Origin of the sequence: Mycobacterium gordonae, assembly GCF_002101675.1 — a bacterium.
In the GTDB taxonomy this organism is placed as follows: domain Bacteria; phylum Actinomycetota; class Actinomycetes; order Mycobacteriales; family Mycobacteriaceae; genus Mycobacterium; species Mycobacterium gordonae.
In genome coordinates this window covers 1-17,297 of the sequence record NZ_LQOY01000083.1, presented here as the reverse complement: position 1 = coordinate 17,297, position 17,297 = coordinate 1, and the positions used below count along the sequence as shown (strand labels likewise).

Genomic DNA, 17,297 nt, shown 5'->3' with positions numbered 1-17,297 from the left:
CATGGGCTGGACAGAGACGAGCACAATCCAGCGGTCACTGATCGAATGGGCGGAGGAGTCCGGCTGGGAATACGTGCCGGGCGGCGAGCTGCCGCGCGACGAGCACGACGTAGTTGTCGAACCCTGGGCCCGGGAGGCACTGCTCGCGCTGAACCCGGAGCTCGTCGACGATCTGGAATCAGCCGATCTCGTAATGCATGAGGTCAATCAGGCGATCCTTGATGCTGACAACGGCCTCGTCGCTGCCAACGAACGGCTCACCGTGATGCTTCGCGGCGACCATGCGTTTCCAACCATCGCTGGCAAGCATGTGCCCCGCAGACTCATCGACTTCGAGCACCTGGAGAACAACCGGTTCGTCGTCGCCGACGAGGTCACCATCGCCGGGGCACTGAAGACCCGGCGGTTCGACATCGTCTACCACGCCAACGGGTTCCCGCTCGTCGTCGCCGAGACGAAGACGCCCGTCAAGCAGGCCGTCTCATGGGTGAACGCTGCGAAGGACATTCACGATGTGTACGAGGACGAGTACCCGAACTTCTTTGCCACCAATGTATTCAACGTCGCCACCGAGGGACTCGAATTCAGGATGGCTCCGATCCGCGCAGCCCCCGACCCCGACTCCGAGATCTGGGCACCGTGGGGCTCGACCGAGGACGACCCTAAGGTCGTGACCGGCCCGGCCCGCGTCGAGCGCGCAGCGCGGCTGCTGCTTCGGCCGGAGACGATCCTGTCGATCCTCAAGGACCTGGTGATGTTCCGGCACGCGCGGGATGCATCCGAGGTCGACATCAAGTTCCTGCCGCGCTACCCGCAGTTCGAGGCGGCGCTGGCGATCCACGACAAGGTGCTTGCCGACCGACCCGGCGGGCTGATCTGGCACCACCAGGGCTCGGGCAAGACCGAGCTGATGGCTTTCGCCGCAGCGCGGCTGCTGAGGGACGACGCAGTCGTCGAGATGTTCGGTGGCGCGCCTACGGTGATCGTCATCGCGGACCGCAAGGACCTTGTACGCCAGACTGCGGAGATGTTCGAGACTGCCGGTATGCCGCGCATGAGCGTGCCCAAGAATCGGCGCGAGCTGTTCGCTCTGCTTCGGGCCAATGAGCCAGGAGTTGTCATCACTACGGTGCACAAGTTCGCCGAGGCGGGGCACCTGACCGACCGCGCGAACATCATCGTCCTCGTCGACGAGGCACATCGCTCGCAGGAGGGGAAATTCGGTAAGGCATGGCGGGATGCGGTCCAGAACGCAAAATTCTTCGGCGCGACCGGCACCGCGATCCAGGACAAGGATCGCTCGACCTTCAAGCTGTTCGGCGATCCGTCGGATCCGGACTTCGTCATGTCGCGGTATACACCGGAGCAGTCGATCGCCGACGGGTTCACCAAGCCTGTCATCGTGGAGGGCAGGTCCGTCGGCTTCAGCCTCGACAAGGAAGCACTGGATGAAGCGTTCGACGAACTGGCAGCGGAGGAGGACCTCGACGAGGACGAGAAGGTGTACCTCTCGGGGAAGGCCTCGCACATCGAGACCATCCTGTCCAACCCGGACCGCGTCGCGGCAGTGTGCGCCGACATCGTCGACCACTTCCTGACGTTCGTCGCCCCGTTGGGGCAGAAGGCACAAGTCGTGGCCTACAACCAGTCCCTGGTCATCGCTTACGCACGTGCCATCGAAGCTGAGCTTGTTCGTCGCGAAGCGCTGATGCCCGACGGCCAGCTGCGCGAGGTCGGCGTGGTGATGCACGTCGCCGACAGCAAGGACACGCCGAAGGAGTTCAAGAAGTACCTGCTAACCCCGGAGCAGGAAGAAGTGCTCAAGCGCCGCTTCAAAAAAGTCGACGACCCGATGTCGTTCGTCGTGGTCACCGCGAAGTGGATGACTGGGTTCAACGCGCCCATCGAGGGTGTGCTGTACCTCGACAAACCCGCCAAGGACGCGAACCTCTTCCAGACGATCACCCGACCGAACCGCCCGTGGAAGAACCCAATCACGGGTCAGCGCAAGGACTACGGGCGCGTGGTCGACTACATCGGCCTCGCCAAGGCCATCGGTAACGCGATCGCAGGCCCAAACGCTGGCAAGGACGAGGACAACGAACTCAATGTTGTCGACGCCTCCAAGTTGGCGGGCAAGTTCGTCACCGACCTGACGAAGCTCCTCCATCTCTTCGCCGGCATCGACACCACCGACGGCACCTTCGAGTCCCTCGCTGAAGCACACGAGCGGATCCCCGAAGACAGCTCGCAGCGCACGGAGTTCGTCGAGGGCTACGTGGCGCTGCAGACCGTGTGGGAGTTTCTCGACCCCCACCCGATGCTGCTGCCCTTCAAGCAGCAGTACCACTGGCTCGCGAAGGTGTACGAGTCCATCCGCCCGAAGGACGTCTCCAAGACTTTCCTGTGGGCCCGCCTCGGCGCGAAGACCACGGAACTCATCCACAGTCACATGAATGAGGTCGCCGTGAAGTCGATGGCATCACGCACGGTCACCCTCGACGCCGCAGGCCTGGCGCTGCTGCGGAGGATCGCGGCCCAGTTGAAGCTCCCGGACGATTCGCCAGTCAAAGGGGACAGCGACGTCTATCAGGACGTGCTGGACTCGATCGAAGCGAGGCTCAAGCGCCGGCTGTCGGAGGGCGACAACCCTGTGTACAAGTCGCTGGCCGAACGCATTGAGAAGCTCCGGGCCAAGGCGATCGAGAACATAGAGGATTCGCTCGCGTTCCTGGAGGAAGCGCTCAAAGTCGCCCAGGACGTTGTCGCGGCCGACCGCGCAGCCGAGGAGGGCGACGAGGAGACATTGGAGCGCCTCGCCGATCCGAAGAGGGGCGTTCTTACGCAGATAGTGGAGGAGAACACGCCGGAAGGGCTGCACAAGATCGTTCCGGAGATCGTCGAACGCATCGACGCGATCGCCGTTGAAGTCGCCTACACAGGCTGGACTTCGAGCGACTCTGGTGACAAGTCCGTCCGTCGGGAGCTACGCGCTGTGCTCAAGAATTACTCCCTGCCGATCAAGGGCGAATTATTCGACCGGGTCTATCAATATGTGCGCGAGAACTACTAGCGCGCGCCAGCGAGGTGCGCCGGTCGGAATGTCTAGGGAAGGCTCGTCGGATTGATACCGGCCGCCGTACACATGCGTTCGAAGTGCGTCAGGTCGGACTCTCGCAAGAACTGCATGCACCGACGGATCTGTCCGTGCACTGCTCGCGCGTCGAGTACGTCAACGCTTTCGCTGCCCTCACCATGAGAGTGCTTATTGCAGAAGGTGAACACATCGCGGAAGGGCTCACCTGGCTGCGCCTGCACCAGAACTTCGAGCTGCTGCGCAAAGTCCGTGCGGTGCGGCGCTTTGTAGCTGGCGAAGATCTCAAGGACCCGTACGAACCTATCCGTCACACAGAATGCTGGTCGAGGACTTCACTGCCGCGGCGACGCTCGATGCGGATCACGTGGTCACGTATGTCATGGACGCCGTCGACCACTGCCAGTTCCGTTACGGCCTCCACGACCGTGCGTGTGCGGCGGCGGTCGGTGTATGGGTACCCGTCGATCGTGGCGAAGGTATCGGACCCGCGGGGCGGGGCGTTTGGGTACAGGGTCGCGCCGGAGTTGATGGGGGATAGCCGCACCTTTTCCTCGTGTGCGTCCAGGATGCTCTTCGTGTCGATCACCAGCACATCTTGTTCGAACGTTCGGTAACGCTGAGCGTCCAAGAGCCGGTTAAGCTTCGCCGGATGCAGCCAGAAGAAGACACGGTTGTTCAGGATCGCTAACCACTGCTCGACCGACATATCGGTGAGGCAGCCTTCGAGGAATTGCAGCCTAAGTGGCGCCTGGTCCCGGATCGTCACGGTGCCGAGGGTCGGGTGGTTAGCGGTGAGGGACCGTGGTCGCCGCTCGATCAGCACGGAGCGCTCGAACGCCCCCGCGGATGTCTCCACGATTTGTTGGGTGGTCCACAAGCCGTGGCTTTTGATGGCGGCCCAACTTCCAGCGCACGCCATGTGAAAGAGCTGGGGATAAAGCTCAACGAGTTGGTCTCGATGCATCAGTTTCCTTGTGCGAAATCACCATTCGCGTCGATCGATGACACTGCGCGGGTGAAAGCGGGTCCCGATCAGCGAAACCGGAGCGCCCGCCACTCGCTCGACCTCTTCAATAAAGTGGATGGTGACAGTGTCAAGCTGGTCGTAGCGCCGAGCGTCCTTGTTCTTTGCATGTAGGTAGTCCGCAAATGTAAGCGCGATGTCGGTTGCGCCGTTGAGTTCGGCAGCGCGTTTGAGCAGTTGCCAATCGAACTCAGCGACGCGGCGCCTGTTATCACTGACCGACCCGCGTTCGGCGGCCCGCAATTCTTCTTCGGGTATGCCTGATCGCTCGGCGATCACATCCCAGTCGATTTCCTGCGACATGGGTCCTGACGTGGCTCCGGTCGAGGAGTTGCCGACGCGAATCGGGTAGGTCCGGGTCACCATGATGACCCGCCGCAGCCGGTGCGGCCCGATCCCAGCTTCGGCAAGGCATCCGGCGGTGGTCGTGTCTCGGCTTGTCACGTGCGGGTAGAACCCATGGAACAGGCTCAGGGCGGTGCCCTGGGTGCCTTCGAGAAGCAGTTTCTTGCCGGCGCGGAACACGTCTTCGAGCAGGTCCCCGCTGGGCCTCTGGGTAAACGGCTTGAGTTCTTCAACGTCGCGGGCCAGGCGTACCGGCGGGTCGGAGCGACGTCGACCCATGATTCGGCGAGCGGCCGCTGCGCCGCCGCCTTTGCCTGTCGAGCTGATCTCGTCCACGAGGGCCTCTTCGGCTTCCAGGTCGGCCTGCTCGATGATCATTGCCTGAGGGTCAATACACAGCCGCCCAACTTCGACCTGGCATTCGGTGATCTCGGTGGTCAGCACCTTAAGGTCCAGCGTTGCACCAGGTCCAATGACCAACAGTGCCTCCGGGTTCGCGAGGGTTCCGGAGGGCAACAGCCGGTGGGTGTACACCGGGTCGGTCGGAACTTTGTGGCCGGCGTTGGGTCCGCCGACCCTCATGAGAACGTCGTACTCCGGAGCGAGGTAGTAGGCGATGTTGCCTTTTCCTTCACTGCCGTATTGCCCTCCCACAATGACGTCAACGAACTGGCCGCTGTGAGGCGACGACAGGCGCAGTGCCGCCGCAGCCCGGATCTCGACATCGCCGATCGTGCACCGCTGGGAGTCGATAGATACGTCGGCCTCGGCCTCGAGGCTGCTGACCTGACTTTCCGTCTCATTCGCTCGAACCTCGGCGTAGCTTTCCAGCTCCTGCAGCTCGCTGTCGCGCTCGCTGTATCGGCGGGACAGTTCAGTTTCGGACGCTTGCAGGTGAATGTGACTCACCCGAGCGGGAAATGCTTCGCGCAACCGGTCGATTTGCTCCGCTCTGCGGGCCGCGTCCACAACGATCAGTTCGCCGATGACCTCACCGTCGGCGATCTTTTCCGAAAGCCAGTCCGATACCCAGCTGCCGCCGGTGTCGCGGTCGAGTTGATCGCCGAAGTCCTGCATCGCCCGCCGCTCGCCGTAAAGCGCGAAACCACGGCTTATGGCTATGTCGCGCATGATGTCGGGTGTGCGGACATGCACGGCGCCGTACCGGCGATGAAGGCGATCCGCCAGGGTGGACTTGCCTGCGCCGACCGGACCGCTGACTACGACGATCCTCGGCACAGCCGAAGCTGCCCCGATGCTCCCGTCGGCATGATCACTCATCCGGTCTGACCGGCCGCACTTTGCCAGCTGGGCTTAGTGTGCACCGTGACATTGACGCCGCGGGCAACCAGATGGGTATCGATCAGATCTGCGATGACATCCCAGCGGCCCCCTGCTTGTCCGGACCCAATTCGCGGAATATGTACTGAAGCCCCCTGTTGGCACGCCCGCTCGGCGACTGTGTCTAGGCATTCAGCTAGCGCGTCGTACCTCAGCCGAACACTAACGCTTGGACCGAATCCGTGCTGGGCCACCATGCTCGCGACGGTGATTTCCCGGCCACGCAGCGTCTGGTCGAGGAAATGAACCCGGCCCAGCCTCAGGTTCTGGCTATCGGCAATAGCCCATGATCGAAAGGCACGCGCCGCATCGGGAAATGTGGCGGACAACGAGGCGCCGACGTTGAACCGGCCCCACGTGTGGCTTGCGTCGGAAACGACGTGTGCGATAACAACGGGCTCAGCACCTGCATCGAGCTGAAGCAAATCCCCTGTCACATAGGCAATCTCAGGATGGGCATCGGGCTGGTCAGGTTCTTCAAGGAGCGCCAGCACGCGCGGGAGGCGCGAACCGGGGTATGGCGGGGCGCCGACGGCTTGTGCTCCGAACACATCGGGTCCGATCTGGACCGCTCCGCGCACGGTTTGTCCGACGGCAACGCAGTCGAGAAACAGCTCGGCTCCGGGCAGGAATTGGCCGTGTTTGAGCGACCGCAGTGCGCTGGCGTCCGGTGTCCCGTCGGAGTGATCGGCGTAGTCCAGACGCAAAGCCTTCTCCCCGTTGTGGCCGACGTGGCTGATAGCGGCCATCGTCAGTGCGCGAGGGGTGGCCCGAGTCAAACGTCGCAACAACGCCTCGACGGAGACATCCCAGCGTCGCCGTGTCTCCATAATGAAGTCGATGTCGGTGGCGATGTTAAGCAGGCCGGCGACCGCGTCATCCGGCAGAAGCAACTCGGAGGCGATGACGTTGCAAAGCAGTTCGAGTTCCCAGTTGTCGCCCCGCTCGGAGTCTGCGACCGCCCCGGGTCCGGTGCGGTGACGGACCTGGTCGCCGACGCCCGGAAAGCAAGCGTGGGCCAGCTCGTGAGCGATGCTGAAGCGCAGGCGACCACGCGGCCGGTTCGGGTTGTAGTCGATGGTCAACCCCTCCGTGCCATCCGGAAATGTGCTGAAATCTTCTTGATCAGGTCGGGTCCCGGCCTGGTTGGCTCCGGCCGTTTCGACCACGATGCGCGCGTCGGCGACTTCGTTGACCGCGCGCACGTTGATGCCAGCTGCCCGCGCGAGGGCTAACACGTCCACCGGCGGCCCCTGGAGATCACGTGCACGCGCGATGGAGGCAAGCTGCGTAGCCACCTCGCGCGCCCTGAGCAGCGGGTCAGCGCCGCCCGCGAATGCCAGAACGGACGGGTTGGACCACGCCGAGGATCGGTCGGCCATGTCAGCAAGACTAAGACACTCCACTGACAGCCTCAGCTGGTATGGGATCAGATTCAGAGCGTGTCTTCGAACGGCAGCGGAAGCTGCACTGCCAACACCGCTTTCACATCCGGTCGCCGGTAGGTGATGGGTTTCAGCACCTTACCGTCGGAACGCATGACGGGTCGACCGTCTGGGCCGAGTTTGCTCATGTTAGAGCGGTGGATTTCACGCAACACCGCGTCGAGGTCGATGCCGTACGTCAGCGCCGCACCATAGGTCACATAGGCAATGTCGGCGAGGGCGTCGGCCAACGCCACTATGTCGCCGCTGCGCGCGGCATCGGCGAACTCCTGCACCTCTTCGACCAACAACGCAATACGCAATTCGAACAGCTGTGGTGGAACTTGAGCGACACAAGGCCGAGCGGCACCTGGAAGGCCAAATGCGCGGTGGAACTGCATAACGCATTGCATCGCTTCGCTGAGTGGCGCGGGACGGGCGCCGTCAACCTCATACGTTTCGAACCTGCGCGAACTAGCTCCGCTAGGGGGCATGACCCGTTCCGCGGTACGTGCCATGGCACATACTCTGCCATACCGTGGGCCAGCAGCGTGATAGCCCGGGCCCCAGAGAATTACATGTCAAAACGGCGACGGGAGATGACCGATGTTGGCGCGCTATACGTCGGAAGCGATGAATCGAATCTGGTCCGACCAGCAGCGGTTCGAGCTGTGGCATCGTGTCGAGGTGGCCGTTGTCAGAGCTTATTGCGACCTGGGTATGTTTCCACCAGAGGTCGCCGACCTGGCTGATGGCGTGCCGGCGCCGACGTTGGAGCAGGTGCGCGAACGCGAGGCCGTGACCGCGCACGATGTCGCGGCCTTCCTTCAGACATGGGCAGATGGCATGCCTGTCGAACTGGCATCGCGCATACACCGGGGACTCACAAGCTCCGATGTCGTCGATACCGCGCTAGCAATACAGCTCAAAGAGACCTCGATCATCCTGCAGGGTCAGCTGGACACACTTGTTTCGACGTTGCGTGATCACGCACTGACTCACCTCGATGTGGCGCGGATCGGCCGCACCCACGGGCAGCACGCCACCGAAGACACCTGGGGGCACCGCGTCGCAGAGTTCGCCGCGGCCGCGGCACGGGCCCGCGAGCGGTTCATCGTCGCGGCCAACAATGTAGCGGCTGGCAAGATTTCGGGCCCGACGGGAACGCATGAGAACGTGCCGCGCGCAGTCGAAGAGGCCGCGTTGGCATCTTTGGGGCTGCAGCGTTCCGAGATATCCAGTCAGATCGTCCTGCGTGATCGAATCGCGTCGTGGATGTGCGAGATCGCTCAAATCGCCACCCTCTGCGAGGCGATCGCGACCGAAATACGTCTGGGCCAAATCAGCGAGATCGCCGAAGTCTTCGAGCCGACGGGCGCAGGTCAGGTCGGATCGTCGGCGATGCCGCACAAGCGGAACCCGATCAGATCCGAGAAGATCTGCGGGCTGGCCAGGGTGGTGCGCGGCTACCTGATACCCGTTCTTGAAAATGTCGTGTCCTGGCAACAACGTGACATCTCGCAATCGTCGGCGGAACGAATCTGCCTGCCCGACGCGGCTGGGCTTACCGAACACCTCCTCCAACAGACCTCGGTATTGATTGCCGGACTCACCGTCGACGGCGATCGGATGTCTCTCAACATGTCTCGGGCAGGGACGGCGCGGCAAACCAATCGCGCGGTGGTAGTGCTTGCAGACCAGGGAATCCCTTACGTCACTGCGCACGAGATCATCGCGGGCACAGTGCGCAGCCAGGACGGGACTGACTTCGCTACCGACATCGTTAGGTTTGCCGCAGCACAGGGAATGGCCCTCGACACCGACCGGCTACGCGAGTTGATGACGCCCACACCGCTCGACCTCGCTGACGTCCGTGAACAACTTCTTACTCTCTAGGGCCGATGCGGTGGTGGTGGGCTTACGTTAGGACCAGTTGCGCCATTTTGGTGTGGTGAAACTTCCGTTCGAGGTCCTGGCGATAGGCAAGACATCGCCGGGCCGACAAGGGCTGCGGCAAGCCGACTCGGAGGAACAGAAGAACTTACCTTCGGCTGGGAGGTTGTCTTCTGGGTATCGGCGGAGCTTCGCTATGCGCGCCGCGTCTTGGCAAGATCGACTGTGATAGCTGGATGGATTGCCATTGATCTAATGTTGCTCGGGCAGTGCGCAGTGTCACTCGACAGCGAAATGATGCCGGGACCGTGCGGCCAGCACGCCGATGAACCCAAGCTCCTGGGAAGGGTCACTAATCCTGTAAACGTTGAGAGCTGATATGCGTGCCTTCGCCAGATGATCACGGCGCTAATCGTGCGAGGGCTTCACGAAGCGCAATGTTCGGCCGAGCACTCGGCAGCTCGGACGTGATCTGCTCGAGCGAACGTGCGCCGCTGAGGCCCTGCATGCGTGCACCGTAGAGCGCCGCCACCGTCGGTGTACGGCTTTGACCGGCCACACAGTGCAGTAGGACGGTACGGCCTTCGCTGCGTAGCTGCTCGAGAAGGCGCACAGTATCGGTGAGCACATAATCTAGGTTGGGGTTGGCGTCTGGCTCAACATCATCATTAAGCCAAACGTCAATCTGCTCGACATCCGATGGCAGGTCATCGTCATTGACACGGCATAGCGACACTATCGTGTCCACCCCCGGCGGGAGGCTCTGCAACGCTGCGAGGTCACCCAGCCATACCCCGTCATCGTACGGATGCCGGACTGGCGTGATCCAGAACGGCTCATCGCGGAACTGGTTGTCTGCCTTCACGATCCTGGTCGCCAGCTCGACGAGGTCACGTGTTTGCAGTCCCGGCCAGCCATGTAACTTCCGCCGCCACCCAGCGGGTACGGCTGAGGCTCCGTAGGTTGCGCCGAGCAGACCCCCAGCGATAGCGGCGACGGTATCTGTGTCGTTGCCACCCCGGACCGCTGCATCGAGGGCCAGTCGCAGGTGGTCGGCGCGGAAGGTACCCTTGGCCGGGTCATCCTGCGGGACAGGGGTGGTCGAGATCGCAGACCAGGCAGCCTGTAGTGCTTGCGCCACCCATCCGTTGTTGGTGAACTCGGCAGGATGCATCAAGTCCGCCTGGTGAATCCGCCCCGCCCATAGGGTCCGACGCTCGACTTCCAGGTGCCGCAGACCAATACGGGCGTTCAGCTCGCCGGTGAGGACGGCATTGCGGATGGCTAGGCACCACAGGACACAGGCATCGCCAGCCTCGGGGTCGTAATGAGTCAGCTCACTGACGGTGCGCGCAGCTTCAGCCAATACGTCCTCATCATCGAGGAAGGCTAGTGCTACGGGTGCGGTCCGCATCAGCGACCCGTTTCCGGCGGTACGGCCAGTCAGCTTGTGCAACCGCGCAGATTCTTCACGTGCTTTCAGCGCTGTGATGCCGCCCTGGCCAGCTTGGCTGAGCACTGAGCGTGTCTGAATGCCAACGTCTTTAGCTCGTTGAGCCCACTGATGCCAGCGTTTGACGATGGTGTCGAGGGCTGGCTCCTCTCGCAGATCGACATCGGAGGAGGCTACTTCAGCGATGACGACTGCCATCGAGGTGTCGTCGGTCCACTCGCCCGGTTCCCAGCCGAAGCCACCGCCCCCCACCATCGCGACCTCCAACTCTGGACCGCGTGGTGGGCCGAACTCATACGGCGCGCCGAGTGCGTCACCGGCTGCGGTAGCCAGCAGCGCACCGCAGGCGCGGTCAAGTTGCGCGTTGGTCAGCTTCATGGTGAAGTCTCCTCTCGCCCAATGGCATATGGGCAGGTTCGGATTGATAGGTCGCGTTCCTTCAGCGGGACGAGACCGAAGCTCTGATTGAGGTGCTGAGTGTTAGGCCGCCAGGGGCAAGACGGTGCGCGCCTGGCCGGTTGGGCGTTTCGGACGGTCCCGCTCCTACGGGTCTACGTCTCGCCGGGCGGGCAACTGCTGCGGAGGTTCGCCTTCTCAGGGTCGTCGCTGGCGGCCAACGGATCGAGACCTGCAGCTGCCCGCAGTATGTTGAGGGCCATCGTCGGTTCGTCCTTGGGGAGGATGTAGTACTGGGCTTGGGACCCGCGTGGAGGAGTCATTGTCGTTACGCCGCAGTCTCATCGGAGAGGTAGCGGTATAGGGTGGCTCGGCTGACGCCCAGGTACTTCGCTACGTCTCGGGCGGTGTGGCCCTCATCCCTCATCCGTTTCGCCGTGACGAGATGGGTCGAGTCGGCCACTTTCCTCCGCCGCCCGAACTTCGTGCCGTTCGCCAGGGACATCGCCCGCTTGAGGGCCGTCCGTTCTTTCACCAACTCGCGCTCGTACTCGGCGAGGGACCCCAGAACTCCGATCATCATCCGGCCAGCCGCAGTGGAGGAGTCAATGCCGTCTGAGGTCGAGACCAGGGTGACACCCCGGTCAGTCAAAGCCTTGACCATTTCCAGAATGTGGAGGGTGTTGCGCCCCAGGCGGTCGAGCTTCCAGACCACCACCGTGTCACCTTCGCGGACATAGTCGAGCAGCGCGGCTAGGCCTGGACGGTCGTCCCTGGCACCCGACATGGTGTCGGAGAAGGTCTTCGTCACACCGGCAGTGGCCAGGGCTGCGTTCTGCTGATCCAGCGTCTGGGCAATGGTGCTGACCCGAACGTAACCCACACGCGCTCCACCAGTTGTGGCCAAGGCCTTCACGGGTAAGGGATTTTGAGTCATAGATAACTATACCACTTATCATTAGACCCTCAATGATTGTGAGACATCATTGTGAGACACGGCTAAGGAGACGGACTTTCGAGACTCAGCCACCTGGACGAGTCGTGCGGCCCCTCCCGGCAGATAGAGCGTCTCGAATGTGCTCTATTTCGAGACATAGCCGCAGCACGCACATCACATTGGCGGGATGCGCAACGCATCGCGGGAATTAGTCGGCATGTCGCCGCCCAGATGATCAGCACCCGCACGCTGGGCCTTCGGGCCCGAGCGGACGCCGCAATGGCAACCTGTCCCCACAGATGTCGGCGTCATCTTGTCGATCCCTGACGGAAAGCCCACCGCAACGCCCGCGCTAAACCCCTAATGTATTGGTCGCGCTCATCTTTGGGTCGCGTCATCACCCGGTATGGGTGCAGAAGACAAAGCAGGGCGGTAGCCTCTGCCGATCTGGTTCGCGGGGATCTGACCAACGGCCATGGCAGCTCTCGCCAACCGCGATCCTTGGCCTCAGACCGCAGCGCCTCTTCTGCGAACCGTCCCAGGCCGACGATTAGCCGAGGTTCAACAATGTCAAGTTCGGCCCGCAGATGAACACGGCAATTGTCGAGTTCGTGTTGCTCGGGGTCGCGGTTGTCTTTTGGGGAAGAGTGCGGGTGACAGTGCACTGTATTGGTAATGAAGAAGTCAGCCTTTTCAAGGTCGGCAAGCTTGAAGCTGGCCTTCAGAATCCGCTCGCTGCCCCCGGTGAAAGGTTCCTTCGTCTCCATACATTTGTGGCAAAGGCTTTCGCCCACAAGCATCACGGGCGAGTCCACAGGACCACAGCCTGGAGCCGATGCGGTTTCGCCGGGCTGATTCATTCCCGGGCAAAGCCGGCAATTCTCGATCTGCTTGTTGAGAGCCCGTATGCGCAGCTGGCGAGGTGCGCTAGCGTTCTTTGCCCTGGTGTGGTTCACCAAGTCGATACCACCATCCTTCGAGCGCCGCGGCACGTACTGCCTGCCATCGCTTAGATCATCACAGGCATCTCGGTTAATCGACGTCCCAGGGCGCACGTTGGCGCTTGCTGGGATCATCGGTCCTGTGTAGCAGGTAGTCGCCGAACGCCTTGTGTACGAACCCTTCCTGCGTCAGCTCGGCGTCCGGCAGCAGACGGACTAGATCTTCTCTCCAGCCGAAGAGATCGCCCCCGTAGGACGCCTGATAGGCCGCAAGATCGTAAAGCTGGCCAGCGGTCAGCGCGAAGTGTGGCCTCCCATTTGGGTCCGTACGCTCGCGCCACAGATCAGAGCATTCAGACCCGCGATCTAGCGTCGCCACGAAAGTTGCACTCGCTTCCACGCGATCGGCGGTCGCCCACAGCTTCTGCAGCTCAGATTCTTTGAGGCCACGCTGACTCACCTTGCACTCCCCTACAATCCATCGTCCGTTGGTGAGAATGACGACGACATCAAACTCGGCAACGACTTCCTTTCCACCGAGTTCCATCAGCTCAATTCCTGGGTACGCCCCGAAAACCATGCGTCGTCCCAGGATTTCAGCGATATGGCGTATCGACAGCACGTGCGGAAGGACATCGTGCTCGACCGCCCTCAGCAGGATCTCGCTCGCGCGGTACTGATAGTCAATCTTTTGAGAACCAAATGGCGTGTGAATGGGAAGACCGCAGCCAAGGCACTCCAACTCGGGCACCGCGTCTCCCAGCGGCCGCCATTGCACGTGCTTGCAATTGCGACACGTCGCCTGCACACCTCGCAGGATCAGTCGGCGGCGGACCGCCCAGTCTATCCATGATGCTGTCTGCCTAGCATTGAACGACTTGCCTTGAAGGCCCAGCGTTTGGCCAATCTTGTTGAAGTTCATGTGACCGATCTCGTCAACGTCGGGTGCGCCCAACGCAGTGTCCAACCTCGCCGCTAAGATCTCGTATTTCTCCGATCCGGGAATGACGTCGGTGCCTTCGAGAAACTGGTTAAGGCGACGCTTGACCAAACTCGCATGACCCCGCCTCGCCAACCCCTCTAGCAACGAGTTCACGCCCGGATAGGCGAACATTGATAAGTCGGCTCTTGCCGCACGCATTAGGTTCTCGGCGGCCTTGCCAGGGGTGCTCACTCGTGCCTGCAACGAGTGATCGCGGGTTAAGGCCCTAAGAACCTCCAGCCCTGCTGGTTGCCTTAAAGTTGCGAACTCGTCGAGCTTCCCTACGTGAACAACCTTGCCGTGAAGGTAACCCGGCTCCTGCCAACGGGTGCGTCTCATGCTCGGACTTGGAGGTAGACGGCACTCCGATACAACGGTAGTCAAAGTCAGCCAGGTCGCATCGCTACTTCCCAAGTAGTGCTGCCCCAACGTCTCTATGTCTGTGGGCGAAAAGCTCGGTACCGTCGCATTGCCGTCGACGAATTGGGCCATCTCCGTTGACGCAACGCCACAGCCATATACCTCGCCGACCACATCCCACGGGTCAAGAACGTCGAAGCCGGTGCCTGCAGACAGTGCATTGAGCTCGTCCGGTGACACCGAAAAGGAGGTGATGCCAAGGTTGTGACCCATACCGAAGAAACGCTGAACCTGAGACGTCCGGCGCAGCGAAATGATGTCTTCGCGAGTTGAATGACCAAAAGGTATTGCGAGCGGAAGCCCATTGGGGTGGGCAAAGCGTGCCCGCAGATTCCACACGAGAGCGAGATCCTCGGTGCTGTCAGCCCGATACACAACCAGAAGGTTGGGACCGTATTGGGTCAACGCGGATGAGTGCCCCCATGTGAATCTGGACGTAGTCGGCATCCCCTGGTTGTATCCGCCGATTGCACTGGTGGGCAGCCTCAGTCTCGTCAGCTCAACCGCCGACATCTGTTGAAGATTCAGCAATCTACGAACCAGATCTCGCAGCGAGGGTTCCCCAACTACTTCTGCGATGTCGGCTACGTCGCGAAAAGTCAGATCGTCCCGGAGGTCGTTCTGGCTATTGCGCTTCGCATCTGGCACATCGGGAAGGTCGCCGAATACGACGAGGTAAGCCGGATACCACGGATTGTCTACCGCTACGCCACGACATGTCTGGACAATGGGCCGGTTCTGGTCCTTGACGTACGCGACCTGCCGCAACAGCCATTGAGCAGCGTCGGCAAATCGGTCCGAGTAGCGCTGCTCGATGTCCTTTGAGAGGAGCTTGCGACCCTCCAACCCATCGATATTGCTGCCGAGCAGTGCCCGCGCGACGCGATCATCTAACTTGGCGGCATCGGGGTCGACTGAGATCAATGGTGAAAAACCACCGCCCCAGCGCGTACAGATAGTGCCGACTACTTCTCGGAGGTCCTGCATCGCCCCAGATCGGACAGCAACCGCCGTGACTCTGGGACGCAATTGGCGCTCGATTGAGTACGCGCCCGTCAACAGATCCTCAGTCAGCAGTGGCCAAAGCTCCATACACGTCACCTTGTCATGCTTCGCACCCGCGAAGCCGGATGTTCGCATCAGCTCAGAATTAATTGTTAGGCCTGGGAGAACCGGCGGCCACGTCGCCACTTGTTGTGCGGCAGGGCGTTTCAGCCATTCTGATGCAGTCGGACAACTACCATTCCTGCCACGTTCTCTGGCAAGGTCGACGCCAGGTGGACGGCATCGAAGTCGCCTGACTCTAGTTCCAGCACGTAACTGGGCGGAGAATGCAGCAGAGGGCCAAGTATGCGCTCGAAATAGGGGACGCCCCAGTGGCCGGTGTCGGCGGGTAGCTCCTGGAAGACCGATCCGAGCCGGTCGTGGCTACCGTCGGGTAGCGCCGCCTTCGCAGGAGCGATAACCTCTCCGAACTGTCCCATGCGAACCCTGATGACCTGCTCAATCAATGTCTTCGCCACTGCACGGGTCCCTGTCTGCGGGTTCATTAGAAAAGCGACAAGGTCCGGCGCGATCTCCTCCCTGAGCGGCGGTATGAACAATGCTCCCGTGGAATCGGGGGTCCACAGCTCTTCGAGGGCTGTTGAGCGTTCATAGATGTCGCCTGGATCTTCGGGGACCACTCCGTAAGTCAACAGCGCTGGCATCAGGGAGACCGATCGCTTCCTGCATGGGAGACATCGTCTGCTGTGGCGTTCGTCGGAACACGGCGTCCAGCCCCGATAGTCGCCCGTGCCCAGGTAGAGCGCATACATCGGCGTCAGGCCCAAAACCTCCGCCGTCGATATCAACCTCGACCGCTGAGTCCCCTTTGAATAGTCAAAGTCAAAGCGCCATTTGCCCCTGCTGACCCTCAGACGCTTCGCCTGCACCAGCATCCCGTACGCGGAACTGGCGTCGACCCACCACCAGATCCAGTCTGCGCCGCTGATGGACTCAGCAGCTTGGGTGAACGGTAGGATAGCCACGGCTTCAGCAACGTGTGAGATCACTATCTCGGTTATGGCCGTTTCGCCCCAACGGAGGTTTGCCTTCTCGCACGCGGCCATGTGCCGCACGGCATGGATGCGAGCCCACCGGAAGGCATCCTCGACGGTCACCACGGCCCGATCCTCGCATGTATGCTCGCGATGGTGCACTTTCGTGTGCGCCGCGCCACCTACCGCAAGCTCCGCCCATCGGTGCACGCCGAGGCGAACCCGACTGACGGATCTAGTGCACCTTCACCTCCGGGGCGCATCGGGATAGCCCAAGAAATGGCGTGCGCTGTCTACGCAGCCGGCTAGGTAGTCCTGCCCGCTGGGAACGGACTTATTCGCCGCCGCGCTTTGCAGCATTCTTGAACATGTTCCGAAAAGATCTGCGTTAGGGGCGGTTATCCCGAGTGCGGGCGCAAGTTCTTGCATGTCGTTGTAGCCCTCCCAGTAGGAAGGACTGGCCGGAGCATTGGGATCGGCGTTGGCCCCAACGACGACGCCGATAGTCAGACACCCCCAGGTCATCAAGATTGTGCCTATGGAACCAGCAATGAGTGTGCGAACTGTCATAGCTGCTAGTCCTCCCTGTAAGCAGAAATAATATTCATCTGGCAGCTCCCAACGGCTACGAATGGAACCAAAAGACGGGGTCAAGTCCAGGGACGTGGTGTACGACGTCGTCGTGTGATTCTTCGACTTGGTGGTTTAGGCGGTCAGTGCCGCCGGGGTGTCCTCCTGTTCTGTTGATGGCGTGTGGTCGGCGCGGGATTTGCTGAGGACGTCGAGGCCGAGGTAGCGGCGGGATTCGGCCCATTCGTCGTGTTGTTCGGCCAGCACCGCGCCGACGAGGCGGATTAGGGCGTTGCGGTCGGGGAAGATTCCGACGACGTCGGTGCGCCGGCGGATTTCCTTGTTGAGTCGTTCACAAGTTATCTGGAGTTCTGCCTAGGATACCTATGGTGACCTGGCGGTTTGTGTCGTGGAGGGTGTCCATGACGCGGTTGG

At 61.6% G+C, this 17,297-nt stretch carries 12 protein-coding genes and 1 pseudogene; 2 read left to right on the top strand and 11 right to left on the bottom strand.

The genetic code is table 11. The features are described 5' to 3' along the window. Position 1: 1 nt before the first annotated feature. Positions 2-3,073: a type I restriction endonuclease subunit R gene (locus tag AWC08_RS14300; RefSeq protein ID WP_069434766.1), complete on the top strand. Its 3,072-nt coding sequence runs from the start codon at positions 2-4 to the stop codon at positions 3,071-3,073. A 331-nt stretch (positions 3,074-3,404) separates the two neighbouring features. Here AWC08_RS14300 and AWC08_RS14290 read toward each other — a convergent pair whose 3' ends face one another. From AWC08_RS14290 to AWC08_RS14275, 4 genes are read right to left on the bottom strand one after another with little or no spacing between them, the layout of a single operon-like run. Further along, on the bottom strand, positions 3,405-4,061 hold the full coding sequence (locus AWC08_RS14290; protein ID WP_069434768.1) for a DUF7002 family protein: 657 nt from the start codon (positions 4,059-4,061) through the stop codon (positions 3,405-3,407). 18 nt (positions 4,062-4,079) lie between these two features. Next, a complete protein-coding gene (locus AWC08_RS14285) occupies positions 4,080-5,747 on the bottom strand; it encodes an adenylosuccinate synthetase (RefSeq protein WP_069434769.1) in 1,668 nt (555 codons plus the stop codon). Further along, positions 5,744-7,189 (bottom strand): ImmA/IrrE family metallo-endopeptidase, encoded by a 1,446-nt coding sequence (locus AWC08_RS14280; protein ID WP_083271315.1) that lies wholly within the window; start codon positions 7,187-7,189, stop codon positions 5,744-5,746. The genes AWC08_RS14285 and AWC08_RS14280 overlap by 4 nt, the downstream gene beginning before the upstream one ends. 53 nt (positions 7,190-7,242) lie before the next feature. Continuing rightward, positions 7,243-7,632, bottom strand: coding sequence for a pyrophosphohydrolase domain-containing protein (locus AWC08_RS14275; protein ID WP_197522039.1), 390 nt, complete (start codon positions 7,630-7,632; stop codon positions 7,243-7,245). A gap of 205 nt (positions 7,633-7,837) precedes the next feature. Here AWC08_RS14275 and purB point away from each other — a divergent pair, with 205 nt between their 5' ends. Continuing rightward, a complete protein-coding gene (gene purB, locus AWC08_RS14270) occupies positions 7,838-9,127 on the top strand; it encodes an adenylosuccinate lyase (RefSeq protein ID WP_069434771.1) in 1,290 nt (429 codons plus the stop codon). A gap of 397 nt (positions 9,128-9,524) precedes the next feature. On the opposite strand, the gene AWC08_RS14265 is transcribed toward purB, so the two are convergent. From AWC08_RS14265 to AWC08_RS14240, 7 genes and pseudogenes are all read right to left on the bottom strand, one after another. Beyond that, positions 9,525-10,955 carry an ADP-ribosylglycohydrolase family protein gene (locus tag AWC08_RS14265; RefSeq protein WP_069434772.1) on the bottom strand — a complete coding sequence of 477 codons (1,431 nt, stop codon included), beginning with the start codon at positions 10,953-10,955 and terminating at the stop codon, positions 9,525-9,527. Positions 10,956-11,128: 173 nt separating this feature from the next. Then, on the bottom strand, positions 11,129-11,296 hold the full coding sequence (locus tag AWC08_RS36495; RefSeq protein WP_156803132.1) for a hypothetical protein: 168 nt from the start codon (positions 11,294-11,296) through the stop codon (positions 11,129-11,131). Between the two features lie 5 nt (positions 11,297-11,301). After that, a complete protein-coding gene (locus AWC08_RS14260) occupies positions 11,302-11,856 on the bottom strand; it encodes a recombinase family protein (protein ID WP_232008051.1) in 555 nt (184 codons plus the stop codon). A 362-nt stretch (positions 11,857-12,218) separates the two neighbouring features. Continuing rightward, entirely contained in the window at positions 12,219-12,770 is a 552-nt protein-coding gene (locus tag AWC08_RS14255; protein WP_083271316.1) for a uracil-DNA glycosylase family protein, read from the bottom strand. Between the two features lie 172 nt (positions 12,771-12,942). Further along, positions 12,943-15,354 (bottom strand): hypothetical protein, encoded by a 2,412-nt coding sequence (locus AWC08_RS14250; protein WP_156803133.1) that lies wholly within the window; start codon positions 15,352-15,354, stop codon positions 12,943-12,945. 110 nt (positions 15,355-15,464) lie between these two features. Beyond that, positions 15,465-16,418, bottom strand: a complete 954-nt coding sequence (locus AWC08_RS14245; RefSeq protein WP_232008052.1) for a hypothetical protein — start codon at positions 16,416-16,418, stop codon at positions 15,465-15,467. A 579-nt stretch (positions 16,419-16,997) separates the two neighbouring features. Beyond that, positions 16,998-17,216: pseudogene (locus tag AWC08_RS14240) on the bottom strand (transposase); the annotation flags it as partial. Between the last annotated feature and the right edge of the window lie 81 nt (positions 17,217-17,297).

Coding starts and splice junctions, on each gene's coding strand:
- AWC08_RS14300 (WP_069434766.1), top strand. CDS start 2: ATGGGCTGGACAGAGACGAGCACAATCCAGCGGTCACTGATCGAATGG.
- AWC08_RS14290 (WP_069434768.1), bottom strand. CDS start 4,061: ATGCATCGAGACCAACTCGTTGAGCTTTATCCCCAGCTCTTTCACATG.
- AWC08_RS14285 (WP_069434769.1), bottom strand. CDS start 5,747: ATGAGTGATCATGCCGACGGGAGCATCGGGGCAGCTTCGGCTGTGCCG.
- AWC08_RS14280 (WP_083271315.1), bottom strand. CDS start 7,189: ATGGCCGACCGATCCTCGGCGTGGTCCAACCCGTCCGTTCTGGCATTC.
- AWC08_RS14275 (WP_197522039.1), bottom strand. CDS start 7,632: ATGCAGTTCCACCGCGCATTTGGCCTTCCAGGTGCCGCTCGGCCTTGT.
- purB (WP_069434771.1), top strand. CDS start 7,838: ATGTTGGCGCGCTATACGTCGGAAGCGATGAATCGAATCTGGTCCGAC.
- AWC08_RS14265 (WP_069434772.1), bottom strand. CDS start 10,955: ATGAAGCTGACCAACGCGCAACTTGACCGCGCCTGCGGTGCGCTGCTG.
- AWC08_RS36495 (WP_156803132.1), bottom strand. CDS start 11,296: ATGACTCCTCCACGCGGGTCCCAAGCCCAGTACTACATCCTCCCCAAG.
- AWC08_RS14255 (WP_083271316.1), bottom strand. CDS start 12,770: ATGAATCAGCCCGGCGAAACCGCATCGGCTCCAGGCTGTGGTCCTGTG.